Here is a 12,825-nt window from a genome sequence, read left to right as displayed (position 1 = left end):
AAACACCCCCGTACACCGCTTGATGCGTACCGACGTAGCCATGGTGGGGCCCGACGACCCCATCGAAAAAGCCCTGGGCCTGATGCTGCAGGATCGGCAGTACCGCCGGGTGCTGGTGGTGGATGAACGCCGGCAACTGCTGGGTACCCTCACCCGCTCCGACTTCCTGCGTTTGTTTGTGCGGGGGCGCTGATGCACGGTTCAAGTCCTTTGCTCGAGGTGTTTTTTCTGCTGCTGGCCGCGCAGGTGGTGGGCTGGCTGTTTGCCCGCCTCAAGCAACCGGTGGTGATCGGTGAGGTGCTGGCTGGTTTGCTGGTGGGGCCTGCGGTGCTGGGCCTGGTACACGACGGCGAAGTCCTGGAGTTTTTGGCCGAACTGGGGGCCATTTTCCTGCTCTTTATGGTGGGCCTCGAGACCCGCCTGCGCGATATTCTGGCGGTGGGCAAGGAAGCCTTCTTGGTGGCGGTGCTGGGGGTGCTGTTTCCCTTTGTGGGGGGGTATTTCTTTGGCCTCAGCATCGGCTTCGAGCAGCTTCCAGCGCTGTTTTTGGGCACGGCCCTGGTGGCGACGAGCGTGGGCATTACCGCCCGGGTGCTCCTGGAGCTGGGGGTGCTCTCGCGCAACTACAGCCGCATCATCCTGGGCGCGGCGGTCATTGACGACGTGCTGGGCCTAATTGTGCTGGCGGTAGTGAACGGGGTGGCCCAAAACGGCGCCTTCGAGCTGACGGTGGCGGTGCGCATCACCCTGTTCTCGGTCCTGTTCGTAGGCGGGGCCATGCTGCTGGTGCCCTGGCTGCGGCGGGTCTCGCTGCCGCACTTTACCCTGGGTAACCCCTTTGGCTTTGCCCTCTTGGTGGGGGTGGGCCTGGCGGCGCTGGCGGCGGCCATCGGACTGGCCCCCATTGTGGGGGCGTTCCTGGCCGGGATGCTCCTGGCCGAGGTGCGGGAGGAGCTGGCCATCGAGGAGCCCGCCCGATCTGTGGGCCAGTTTCTGACCCCCATCTTCTTCGCCATGGTGGGGGTGAGGCTCGAGCTGGCCGCGCTGATGAGCGCCAAAGTGTTGCTGGTGGGCAGCGGGGTGCTGCTCATTGCCTTGCTGGGCAAGCTCCTGGGCGGATTTCTGGGGGCCCTGAGCCAGGGCCTTCGCCGGGCGGTGGTGGTGGGCATCGGCATGGCCCCCCGGGGTGAGGTGGGCCTGATTGTAGCCGCGCTGGGCCTGTCGGCAGGGGCAGTGAACGAGGAAGAGTACGCCCTGGTGCTCTTTATGGTGGTGGGCACCACCCTGCTGGCCCCGCTTTTCCTGCGGCCTGCCATTGCCTGGGCCGAAGGCCGACCCGGCTCGGAGGGCTCAGGCTGAAGCTCAAACCCTTTATTAATCGTCCATGAACGCAAAACCGGCATGGTTGGGCGTATACTTACGCTGTGATGCGCATATCGCGGCCTTCGCTATTGCTGCCCCCAGCGGCAAAAAACAGGCCCGTAAAAGCACACCTCATAGCTCCGACAGGGCCGCTCTTTCTGAAGACCGCTCTTTTTGCGGTGCTGCCCTGGTTTATTGCGCTGGTGCTGGCCCAGAGCGGCCCCACCTACACCGTGCAGCGCGGCGATACCCTGTACTCCATTGCCAAACGCCACGATACCACCGTGGAAATTCTGATGCGGCTCAACGGCCTGAGCGAGGCCACCCTGAGCGTAGGGCAGGTGCTGCAACTGCCAGCCCGCACCGTACAACACACCGTTCAGCGGGGGGATACGCTTTTTTCCATCGCCCGGCGCTACGGCTCCACGGTGCAGGCCATCCAGCAGGAAAATAACCTCGAGGGCACCAGCCTCTCACCCGGCCAGGTGCTCCGGATTCCCCAGGTGGGCGTGGCGGCCCCCAGCAACCCATCTGCAAACCCATCGGCTTCTGTTTCCAACCCGTCCCCTGCCAACCCCAATCCTGCCCCACCCGCGGGCTCCTCGGCCAATCTGGTTAACTCGAGCCCGCTCCCCAGTCCCACCCCACCTCAGCCGCCAGCTTCCCCCCAGCCTGCACCCGAACCCACCCCACAGCCCCAGCCCAGCCAGCCCGCCGACACCGACTACGACCCCACCCACCCCCTGATTCTGGTGGTGCTCAAGTACCTGGGGCTGCCCTATGTGTTTGGGGCCAACTCCGACCGCGCGGTGGACTGTTCGGCGTTTGTACAGCAGGTCTATGCCGAGATTGGCATTAAGCTGCCCCGCACCAGCCGCGAGCAGTGGGCGGCCTTTACCACTGTGCAGGGCGCGATGCGCCAGGGTGACCTGGTGTTCTTCAGCTTTGGGGGCCGCCAGATTGACCATGTGGGTATCTACCTGGGCCGGGGCGTGTTCGCCCACGCCAACAGCTACGGCAGCCGGGTGGTGATCGAAAGCCTGGATAGCCCTTTCTACAAGCGGGTCTATCGCGGGGCCAAGCGGGTGGAGGCCTTGCAGGCAGTGCACCCCTGAATACCGACAAACAATAGGGCCGGCTCGAGTTCGGGTTCTGATGTAATACCGTTTCCGCTTGAATCCTTCACCGCCATGCGTAGTCATAGGTGAAGGATTCAAGCCGACCGAAGGGAGTAGAAAAGCATTTCGGCAGTATCGTTTAGGCTTTCAAAAGTGAACGATACTGCCGGAATGCGCATAAACCCGAACTCCTAGGATTTGTTCGGTTGCAGAAGATGCGAGACAGGTTCTGTCACGCTCGAGGCCCACACTGGCGGGCGTGGAAAACAAACACCGCATTCACAAAAAGGTATCTGGTTGGTTAAAAAAAGGAATTCTGCTGCTGGTGCTGCTGGCCTTGGCGCTACAGGCAGGCGGCCCGGGGAATAGGCCGGGCCATTGGGTTGTAGACGGTGGGCCCAAATGTTGTGGGGGCGGGTAGTTCTGGTAACCCTCACCTCGTGGCGGCGTTTACCATGAGGAAAAATCTGGTAAAGCTGAGTATACTTCCATCAAATTTTATGAGCAAAATAAAAGCTGTTCTGACAATCTGGACGAGACCTGGACGCCAGCACCTAAACTTGCGGGTAGGTAAAGCTATATGGGTCAACTACGCCGAGAAAGTGCCGACTACAGAAAGGCGCTGCGTTTGGTAGAGGTTCGCGACCTGCTGGCGGCCCGGCCCTACACGGCCCATGAGCTGGCCCAGGTGCTGGGGGTGCATAAGCGCACGGCCCTGCGCTACCTGCTCGAGGACTTACAGGCGGTGGAGGTGGGCAGGGTGGGGCGTTCCCCACAGTATCAGTTGCTGCAAAGCCACGAGCTGAGCCCGGTGGAGGCCCTGGTCACGCACAGCGCCCTGCGGATGCTCTACCACCACACCCCCGGCTACGAACCCACCTACCTATCGGCCCTCAAAAAACTGGCCCGGCGGCTGCCCTCCCCGGCCCAGGAGCTGGCGCTCAAGAGCACCGAAGACCTCGAGCGCCGTACCCTGCAGCACCGCGATGAAGGGCAGGCCATGGCCGTGGTGGCCGAGGCCTGGTTCAAGCGCCAGCGTATCGAGTTCGACTACCTCAAGCCCGGGGGCTCGGGCCGCCCGCGCAAAAATGTGCTCGAGGTCTACTTTCTCGAGGTGGCCCGCACCAACCTGGGGATGTATGTGATTGGCCTCGAGCGCGGCTACCACCAGGCCCTGCGCACCTACAAGCTGAGCCGGATGCGCCGGGTGCGGGCGGTGGGCGAGCCGGGGGCCTACACCATCCCGCCGGACTTCGACCCCCGCCACTACCTCTCCAATGCCTGGGGGGTGGTGGGCAGCAGCGGCGGTGTGCCGGTGGAGGTTCGGCTTCGCTTCCGCCCCGAGGCCGCCTACCGCATCTTGGAGGGCGGCTACCCCAACCTGCGTATTGCCTCGAGGCTCCCCGACGGGGGCCTCGAGGTTTGTATTACCGTGGGCACCGACAACGACAACTTCCCCCTGGAGCTTTTGTCCTGGGTGCAGAGCTGGGGGCCTCGGGTGGAGGTGTTGGAACCGGCCCGCCTGCGGCAGCGGTGGCTTTCGGAGGCGCGGCAGGTGGCGGCTTTGGGAGAATAGCCTATGAATGAACCCGCCAGGTTTTTGTGGGCCAAGAGCGATAGAGGGCGAACCGACGGCTTGCATCTGCCACTTGTTGCCCACTTACTCGATGTTGCAGCTTGTGTACAAGCTATCCTCGAGCGTGAAGGATTGGAACTAAGAAAACTCTATGCTGAGGATTTGGGTCTCGAGCCCGACGCTGTTATCCCCTGGTTGGCAGCACTGGGTGGTTTGCACGACCTTGGAAAAGCCTTTCCCGCCTTTCAATTGCAGTGGAAGCGCAATGGGCGTGAACGAGGGAAAGAGCTTTTGGAGCAAGGTGGCTTTGAATGGGAAGAATCAGAGGTACAGGGTAAAGCTGCAGGACACGGGGTGGTGAGCCAAATCTTACTTGAGGAATTGCTCGTTGTCTTGAAGATTCCTAAGAAAGCTGCCTGTCAAATTGCTGATGCACTAGGGGCGCACCACGGGTTTAGAGCGGATGGGAAAGAAAAGCGCGATGCTCGGTTGCGAAAAGGCTCAGGTTTGTGGGAAGAAGCACAACACTGGCTTCTGAAGCAAGTATTAGACCTTACTCAGGCATCGAAATATCCTCCTCCAAGGGGGGCTGAATTATCAGGACAAGCTTTTATGCGCTTGGCAGGCCTGGTCAGCTTTGCAGATTGGATTGGCTCCAACATCCGCTGGTTCAAGTTCGAGCGTCAAACTACGGATTTGGCGGCTTTTTATGGAGAGGCTTTGGACTGTGCTAGACAAGCTCTCGAGGATATTGGATGGCCCCAAATGGAAAAATGCACAATCGGTTTTCAAGACCTTTTTGGCTTCCCGCCACGCCCATTGCAAGGCCATACCCAGAAATTGCTTAGCAACCAAAGTCAGCCAACTTTGCTTTTGATCGAAGACCAGATGGGTTCGGGTAAGACCGAAGCAGCGTTATATGCGAGTCTAATGCTTCAGAACCAAGTTGGTCATCGCGGTTTTTACGTGGCACTCCCTACGCAAGCCACGGGGAATGCAATGTTCGAGCGGGTAGGGAAAAAATATTTGAGTAAGTTGGGATATACCAGACCCCCCGACTTGCAACTCATTCATGGGGCAGCTCTACTCGACAAAAGGTTTGAGGAAATGCGTTTGCAGATTGGAGAAGAAGCTCAACATGAGCAAAGCGTTGTTGCGCATGAGTGGTTTAGCCACCGCAAACACGGGTTGCTGTCTCCTCACGCTGTGGGTACTGTAGACCAAACACTGTTGAGTATTTTGAATGTTGGACACCACTTTGTGCGATTGTGGGGTTTGGGTAATCGAGTTGTAATTTTGGATGAAGTTCATGCATACGAACTCTACACTTCAACTTTGATTGAGCGTCTGCTGGCTTGGCTCAAAGCCATGAATAGCAGTGTGATTCTTTTATCGGCCACCTTGCCGGAGCAGGTTCGTCACAGGCTGCTAAAAGCTTGGGATAGTGAGATTCCTCAAGAAGATGCACCATACCCCCGAATTACAAAGGCTGACAAAGGGAAAGCGGTGGTTGTGGGTCTCGAGACCCGAGCCCTGAAATACTCCATTCAGCCTGCTCCACTAGAAGTGGAAGGGCTGGCTAAGAAACTTGTTGAGTTGAGCCAGGGTGGAGGGGCTATAGGTTGTATTGTCAACACGGTTAGTCGGGCACAAGCGTTGTATAAGGCGGTACAAGCTAGGTTGTCAGAACAAAGCGAAAAACCCACGTTGAAGCTTTTTCACGCCCGATTCCCCGCACACCAGCGTAAGGAGATTGAGGATTGGGTTATTGATCATTTAGGTAAAGACAATAAAGCCTTGCGAAGGAGCATCGTAATCGCGACGCAAACCCTTGAACAATCTATAGATGCCGATTTTGATGTCCTGGTCAGCGATTTGTGCCCCATAGATCTACTCCTGCAACGAGCGGGCCGTTTGCACCGCCATAACGATCCCAAGGCTTTTGAGCGAACTCTGCGTGGTAGCCACGCTAAGCCTATTTTGTATGTGTCAGGTCTAGCTGAGGATTACTCGAGCCTAGACCTGACCCTCTATTACTGGCACATGGTCTACGACCGAGCAACGCTTTTGCGAACCTGGGCGGTTTTGCGGCATCGCCTAAACACCGGTGCGATGCTGAGCCTACCCCATGACTTGCAGGGAGAACACTCTCTGATCGAGAAGGTTTACGGCAAAGGAAAACTCGAGGGCAGTTTTGGGCCAGACTTCGAGCAAGACCTATCTGCGGCAATGGAAAAACTCGAGGAAGACCGAAAAAAAGAACGCAGACTGGCGAAAGATAGCGCCCTCATCCGGCCTGAGCGTTTTTTTGAACATGTGCCAGATGACGACCGAAAAATCGATGATGAAAACCCCCAACTGAACAAGAACTTCCGGGCAGTAACCCGTCTGGGCGAGCCCAGCGTGACTGTAGTGTTGCTAGAGCGACGTGAGGGAAAACTTTATAGCCTCCAGGGCGTGCGGGTTTCATTAGAGGAAGAGCCCACTTTTGCCCACGCAAAGGAACTGCTTCGAACCGCTGTGGTGTTAAGCAACCGTGAAATATTCGATTATTTGGCGGATAAACCCATAGTAAGTTGGAAGGAGAGTGCATTGCTGCGGCATGTGCGGGTGTTGGAGCTCGAAGACAAAAGGTGTGTGATCGGCCAACTCGAGGTGAGGCTTGATGATGAACTGGGTGTGGTTTACGAACGCAGATGAGATGCGAGGAGGTCATTTTGCAAGAACATGAGTTTGACTTAATCCAAGAGCGCTGGATTCTTGTTCGCACCTTGGACGGGAAGCCTGACATGGTCGGTCTTAGCGAGCTGTTTAGGCGTGCGCGCCAACTTCGAGCGGTTGAGGATGCCAGTCCGTTGGTGGTGGCTTCGCTGTACCGGCTTTTGTTGGCGATTGTGCATCGCGCCATACAGGGGCCGCTCGGCCTATCGGATGTGCAGCGATTGCTCGAGCAAGGGTGCTTCTCGCCTGCTGTGGAGCAATATCTCGAGAAATACTCCTCGCGTTTTTTCTTATTTGGCCCCGAGCCGTTCTTTCAGGTGGGTGACCTCAAGCTGAAAAGCACCTCAATTGCCAAGCTGGCGGTGGAGCGCTCGAGTGGCAACAACAAGGCCTTGTTTGATCATTCCCTTGATGACCAGCCCCCAGCCATAAGTTATGCCGAAGCAGCGCGGTGGTTGGTGGCGCATCAGGCATTTTCGCTGTGTGGCGGGGTGGCGGGTGGTGGTCTGATGAACTTCACCGATGCCCCATCGCCTCGTGGGGCTTTGGTATTTGTCTTGGGAGAGAACCTTTTCCAGACTCTAGTTGCCAATCTGGTTTGGTACACGGACGAAGAAGATGTTGAGGAAGACACCCCCTCTTGGGAAGAACCCGCGGTTACCTACGAGACTTTGCAAAAAGGTCAAGTCCGTTCACTCCAGGGGGACGTGTGCCCGGTGCGGTTATATACCTGGCAGAGCCGCGCAATTCGCCTGATTCCCGAGGATGGGTTGGTCAGAACCATCATGTATACCTCAGGGTTCCAAGCCAAGGGAGTGTTTCGAGACCCTGCTCTAGCCTACCAAAAACCCAGAAAGGGGGATGCTGATCGGATACCTGTTAGGTTTTCGCTCGAAAAGGCTTTCTGGAGGGATTTTCAGGCGCTGGTTCCACCTAACGCAGACTTGATGCCCCAGATTTTACGACAAGTCAACCATGACGAACTTAGGCCATACCTAGTGCCTCGAGGGGAGTTGCGGCTGCAAATTTTGGGTCAGGTAGCCCGTCCAGGTAAACCCGTAGTGGATGCTTGGAACAATGAGGTATACCCACTGCCGCTAAGCGTCTTGGCTGATGAGCAGAAGCGCATCAAGATTGGACAGGCCACTCAATTAGCTGAGGACATTGGAAAAGCCTTGCGTGGAGCAGGTTACGTTCTTGCCCGCGAGCTTTCCGATGCTGAATTGGCTGGTGATGTACTGGATAACTTACCACTAATGCGGGTGTACTGGTCTCGCCTCGAGGTTGAGTTTACCCATTTTCTAAGCGGCCTAGGCAGAGCCGATGATCCAGAGGTTCCCTACCGCGAGTGGACTCAGAATTTGGTTGATACCGCTTGGCAGGCTTACAACCTTACACGTCGGGCGATTGGGAATAGCGCCCTCGAGCGCCGCGCTGTGCTAATGGGTGAGGATAAGCTGCATCGTGAGCTGTTAACTTTGGGCCTAAAGACCCAGGAGGTGAAAACATGAGTGAAATGTACAGAGGTTTTATTCGAGAGTTGAGCCGAAAGGAGCGGAGTGCTAGGGCGGGCTTGCGCATGACGCTGCGAGAATCCGCAGATGTATATCTATCCAAGCAGGCCAAGTACCCGCCCCAAGCTACGCGCCATCTTATCCGGTATATCGAAGAGGGTAAGGATTGGCAAAACTTCTGTCGTTATTGGGTAGCAGGCTTATATGCCCAGCGCTACACCGGCCCCGAAAGTGACGACTTTGCAGCACTTGCCGCGGACGATGACTGGCCCGAAACCAGTTTTGCCAAAGCCGCAGGTGAAGTCACAAAAGATAAACGCAGAGACAGCGAAGACTCAGATAAGATTAGCAGCCTCGAGAAACGTTTTTTATACCTATTGGACTGTGAGCGCGAGGAACTGGGGTATGTTCTGCGCCAATGGTCGCGGCTGCTCAAGGAAAAAAAGATTGACTGGGCCAGCCTGCTCAAAGACCTAGAGCATTGGAACGAAGCCACCAAAGATCGCTGGTCACGCCAGTATTACCGTGCCCTTAACTACCGCAACCTTGATGAGCAATCGCAAGACGATGAGAACCAGGAAGGAGAAGAGCTATGAAACTATTGGAAATTCACCTGCTGCAAAGCTTTGTTCCCTCGCTGCTTAACCGCGATGATACCGGTAGCCACAAGGATTGTCTCTTTGGCGGTGTGCGCCGTGCTCGCATATCGAGCCAGTCTTGGAAAAAAGCAATGCGGGACTATGTAAAAAACCTCGAGTTGCTGGCCCCTGAAAATCGAGCCGTTCGCTCCAAGCGTCTGCACGAAGAACTAACCAAGTGCCTTAGCCACAAAGGGGACGAGGCGCAATGGGTTGCAGAAGCAGTGCTGACCCTTACTGGCGCATTCCATGTGGAGGAAAAAGCAAAAGGCGAAGAGGATTATGCCAATCGACAGCTCAAGTCTGAATACCTCATTTTTATGGGACAAGATCGCCTCGAAGCGGTTGTGCAAGCGTTGTCGGAGAATTGGAATCTTGCCAAGGCGGCGGGCGAAGAAGTGAGGAAATATCGCGAGAAGCTGCGTTCAGATAAAAAGTACAAGGGCGCGCTAGATAACAAAGACAAATTCAAGGACGTTGTCAAGAGAGCCTTGGGCAAAGAGCTCACGGACAAACTCGAGAAGGCTTTCGATGGAAGCAAGGCCGTAGATCTGGCGCTTTTTGGGCGCATGTTGGCCGATTTGCCCGAGAAAAATGTAGATGCTTCTGGTCAGTTCGCCCACGCAATTTCAACCCATTCTCTGCCTAGAGAATTTGACTTTTATACCGCGGTGGATGACCTTAGGCCCGAAGACACAGCTGGGGCGGACATGATTGGCGAAGTGGAGTTTGGTAGCGCTTGCTATTACCGCTATGCAGTTATTAACCTCGACAAGCTCGCGGAAAACCTTGGGGGTGCCAAGGATGAGCAGGGAAAGGTTGTACCTGACAAAGAGCTAGCCTTAAGCGGCCTCGAGGCTTTCCTGAAAGCTTTTGTCTATTCGGTACCCAGCGGTAAACAGAACACTTTTGCTGCCCATAACTTGCCCAGCTTTGGTGCAGTTCGTGTTCAAGCCAATGCCCAGCCCCGCAACCTCGCCAATGCCTTTGAGCGGCCTATTTCAAAAGGGCCTGAAGGCTATGTTGAGCGCTCTATCTCTGAACTGGACAAGGAGTGGGGGTGGTTGGATCAGAATTACGATGAAACCAATGGCGTGTTTTTTTGGTCGCGCTTCAAAGAAGCTGCGCCCTATCTAACCTCGAAATTTGGAGAGCCAAAAGCCGCTAAGCAAGCTATAGCCGATGCCTTAGCAAAGGCTCGAGCAATTTTGGAGGACTAATGCATACGTTGTTGCTTCGCCTGGCTGGCCCCATGCAATCCTGGGGCGTTCAAAGCCGATTTAGCGAACGAGACACCCTCCCCGAGCCAAGCAAAAGTGGGGTGCTGGGTTTGCTTTGCGCTGCTTTGGGGGTGGATCGGTCGGTGTGGGATAAGCCACTCAACCCGAGCATACCCACTCTAAAGCAGCTTTCAGGGCTCAGAATGGGCGTTCGAGTAGACCGCGAGGGAACCCGCGCTTACGACTACCAAACTGCAATGGGGGTAATGAAATCCAAAGATGGCAAGGTAGATCAAAGAGATAACACGGTGCAATCTCGGCGCTACTACCTTGCCGATGCCGTTTTTTTGGTGGGTTTGGAGGGTGAGGATTTGGAGATGTTGCAGCAGGCTCATGCAGCCCTAAGGAACCCAACCTGGCCCTTGTTCTTGGGCCGCAAGGGTTATGTGCCCAGCCCTTCGGTGTGGCTGAAAGACGGCCTAAAGGAAAACACAAGTCTGCTTGCAGCGTTGGTTTCTTATCAGTATTTGCTAGACCAGAGCCACACGCGACTTACAAGCCCCACTCCCCAAAAAGTTCGTTACGAGATAGAGGCCAGTGAGGGCAAAATCCGTAATGATGTGCCAATAGATGCTTTTTCCAAGCGCCAGTTTGGTGCACGGTTGGTCTATTCCAGAACTCAAACCTGGGGAGAGGAGCTAAAAGATGTACCTCTCTAAACTAGTCCTGAACCTAAAGAATGCTCGGGCAAGGGCAGACCTCGAGAACCCCTACGAGATGCACTCTACATTGTGCTGGCTGTTTGAAAACCCTAAAAAGGAGCGCTTCCTTTGGCGGCTCGAGGAAGGAACACGCCATGATCCCCCATATGTGCTATTGCAAAGCCGCACCGAGCCTGCTTGGACGCGGATGCTGGGGCGTGAGGGTTGGGAAGACTACCTGATAGAGAAAGATCATAAATCGTACACTCTGATTTCACGGCTTAATTCCGGACGGGTTTACCGATTCAGGCTAAGAGCCAATCCAACTGTTACCAAGTTCGATGAAAAATCGGGTAAAAGTAAGCGTCGAGGAATTGCCAAGGAGAATGAGCAGATTGCGTGGCTCGAGCGACAAGGGGTGAAAGGTGGGTTTGAATTGCTGCACCATGACGCAGATGATGGGGTTCGAATTCCTAGTGTCCACGTGTTGGACTCGAGGGTTTGGAAGGTATCGAAGCGGCAAACGCAAAGTCACATGATTTTGCGGGTCGTCTTGTATCAGGGTCATCTGCGCATAACCAACACCACTGAGTTCATTCGGTTGCTCGAAAGCGGTGTGGGACATTCTAAAGCCTTGGGTCTGGGGCTTTTATCTATAGCTAGAGGCTGAGCCATGAAGTACGAGACCCGCAACCTCCAGGAACTCCCCAAATTCCGCGATGGGCTCTCGTATCTTTACCTGGAGCATGGCCGCCTCGAGCAGCAAGACCAGGCGGTGGCCTACTACAGCCAGGAAGGGGTGGTAGCCATCCCGGCGGCGGCGCTGGGGGTGCTGATGCTGGGCCCTGGCACCTCCATCACCCACGCCGCCATACGCCAGCTAGCCAACAACGGCTGCTCGGTGTTCTGGGTGGGCGAGGAGATGGTGCGCTTCTACGCTAGCGGGATGGGGGAGACCCGCTCCAGCGCCAACCTGATGCGCCAGGTGCGGGCCTGGGCCGACCCCGAGGCTCACCTCGAGGTGGTCAAACGCCTCTACCGGCTGCGCTTTCCCGAGCCGCTGTCGCCCGAGCTTTCCCTCGAGCAAATCCGGGGCCTGGAAGGGGTGCGGGTGCGCGAGACCTACGCCCGCTGGAGCCGCGAGACCGGCGTGGAGTGGAAGGGCCGCAACTACCAGCGGGGCAACTGGGCCGCCGCCGACCCCATCAACCGCGCCCTCTCCGCCGGGGCAGCCTGCCTGTATGGCCTGGCCCACGCCGCCATCCTCTCGGCTGGCTACAGCCCGGCCCTGGGCTTCATCCACACCGGCAAGCAGCTTTCCTTCGTCTACGACGTGGCCGATATCTATAAGGCCGAAACCCTCATACCCACCGCCTTCCGGGTGGTTGCCGAATCGGAGGTGGGCGTCGAGCGCCGTGTGCGCCACACCCTGCGCGAGCAGCTAAAAGAGGTCAAACTGCTCGAGCGCATCGTCTCCGACCTGCACAGCCTCTTCGATGCTCTCGAGACCCCCGACCCCTACGCTGCCGACCCCGCGGCGCCGGGCGAGCTATGGGATCCCGACGGCCCGGTTCCAGGTGGGATAGCCTATGGTAGTGATCGTCCTGGAGAAGGTACCCAAGACCCTGAGGGGTGAGCTTTCGCGCTGGATGCTCGAGGTGAGCACCGGCGTGTTCGTGGGCAGCGTTTCGGCGCTGGTGCGCGACCTGCTCTGGGAAAAGTGCGTCGCCAAAAAAACCGCTGGCCGCTGCTGTCTGCTCTACCGCACCAACAACGAACAGGGCTTTGCTATCCGAACCCATGGCGACACCACCCGCACCCTCGTAGACTTCGACGGTCTGACCCTGGTGGCCGTGAAGAACGCCGAGTGGGAGCGCATGCACCAAAAACGCAGCAGAAAAAGCAACCCAGGGGCGAATCTTGACAATCAGACTCGGGATTCTGACACTTCCGGGGGCTCGAGCGGCTAGTTTTG

The 12,825-nt window shown here is 56.8% G+C and carries 12 protein-coding genes; all 12 read left to right on the top strand.

Annotation, left to right across the window (positions count from 1 at the left end):
• Nucleotides 1-22: 22 nt before the first annotated feature.
• The 12 genes from Q0X18_RS14010 to cas2e all read left to right on the top strand — a co-directional run bounded on the left by Q0X18_RS14010 (nt 23) and on the right by cas2e (nt 12,820).
• Nucleotides 23-193 carry a CBS domain-containing protein gene (locus tag Q0X18_RS14010; protein WP_297563491.1) on the top strand — a complete coding sequence of 57 codons (171 nt, stop codon included), beginning with the start codon at nt 23-25 and terminating at the stop codon, nt 191-193.
• Nucleotides 193-1,359: a cation:proton antiporter gene (locus tag Q0X18_RS14005; RefSeq protein WP_297563490.1), complete on the top strand. Its 1,167-nt coding sequence runs from the start codon at nt 193-195 to the stop codon at nt 1,357-1,359. The genes Q0X18_RS14010 and Q0X18_RS14005 overlap by 1 nt, the downstream gene beginning before the upstream one ends.
• A gap of 68 nt (nt 1,360-1,427) precedes the next feature.
• Complete coding sequence (locus tag Q0X18_RS14000) at nt 1,428-2,477, top strand: LysM peptidoglycan-binding domain-containing protein (RefSeq protein ID WP_374707539.1); 1,050 nt, start codon at nt 1,428-1,430, stop codon at nt 2,475-2,477.
• A 583-nt stretch (nt 2,478-3,060) separates the two neighbouring features.
• Nucleotides 3,061-4,056 (top strand): YafY family protein, encoded by a 996-nt coding sequence (locus Q0X18_RS13995; RefSeq protein ID WP_297563488.1) that lies wholly within the window; start codon nt 3,061-3,063, stop codon nt 4,054-4,056.
• 3 nt (nt 4,057-4,059) lie between these two features.
• The gene (gene cas3, locus Q0X18_RS13990) at nt 4,060-6,756 is read left to right on the top strand and encodes a CRISPR-associated helicase Cas3' (protein ID WP_297563487.1); all 2,697 of its coding nucleotides are present in this window, start codon (nt 4,060-4,062) and stop codon (nt 6,754-6,756) included.
• Nucleotides 6,757-6,773: 17 nt separating this feature from the next.
• Entirely contained in the window at nt 6,774-8,288 is a 1,515-nt protein-coding gene (gene casA, locus Q0X18_RS13985; protein ID WP_297563486.1) for a type I-E CRISPR-associated protein Cse1/CasA, read from the top strand.
• Nucleotides 8,285-8,887, top strand: a complete 603-nt coding sequence (casB, locus tag Q0X18_RS13980) for a type I-E CRISPR-associated protein Cse2/CasB (protein WP_297563485.1) — start codon at nt 8,285-8,287, stop codon at nt 8,885-8,887. The genes casA and casB overlap by 4 nt, the downstream gene beginning before the upstream one ends.
• On the top strand, nt 8,884-10,149 hold the full coding sequence (gene cas7e, locus Q0X18_RS13975; protein WP_297563484.1) for a type I-E CRISPR-associated protein Cas7/Cse4/CasC: 1,266 nt from the start codon (nt 8,884-8,886) through the stop codon (nt 10,147-10,149). The genes casB and cas7e overlap by 4 nt, the downstream gene beginning before the upstream one ends.
• Nucleotides 10,149-10,868, top strand: a complete 720-nt coding sequence (gene cas5e, locus Q0X18_RS13970) for a type I-E CRISPR-associated protein Cas5/CasD (RefSeq protein ID WP_297563483.1) — start codon at nt 10,149-10,151, stop codon at nt 10,866-10,868. Before cas7e ends, cas5e begins: the two co-directional genes overlap by 1 nt.
• Nucleotides 10,855-11,520: a type I-E CRISPR-associated protein Cas6/Cse3/CasE gene (gene cas6e, locus Q0X18_RS13965; RefSeq protein ID WP_297563482.1), complete on the top strand. Its 666-nt coding sequence runs from the start codon at nt 10,855-10,857 to the stop codon at nt 11,518-11,520. Before cas5e ends, cas6e begins: the two co-directional genes overlap by 14 nt.
• A 3-nt stretch (nt 11,521-11,523) precedes the next feature.
• A complete protein-coding gene (gene cas1e / locus Q0X18_RS13960) occupies nt 11,524-12,486 on the top strand; it encodes a type I-E CRISPR-associated endonuclease Cas1e (protein ID WP_297563481.1) in 963 nt (320 codons plus the stop codon).
• Complete coding sequence (gene cas2e / locus Q0X18_RS13955; RefSeq protein WP_297563480.1) at nt 12,440-12,820, top strand: type I-E CRISPR-associated endoribonuclease Cas2e; 381 nt, start codon at nt 12,440-12,442, stop codon at nt 12,818-12,820. The genes cas1e and cas2e overlap by 47 nt, the downstream gene beginning before the upstream one ends.
• Nucleotides 12,821-12,825: the final 5 nt, after the last annotated feature.

The sequence above is a fragment of the Meiothermus sp. genome, assembly GCF_026004075.1.
In the GTDB taxonomy this organism is placed as follows: domain Bacteria; phylum Deinococcota; class Deinococci; order Deinococcales; family Thermaceae; genus Meiothermus.
Note: the sequence above shows the minus strand (reverse complement) of the source record. Positions and strands in the feature narration are given on the sequence as shown.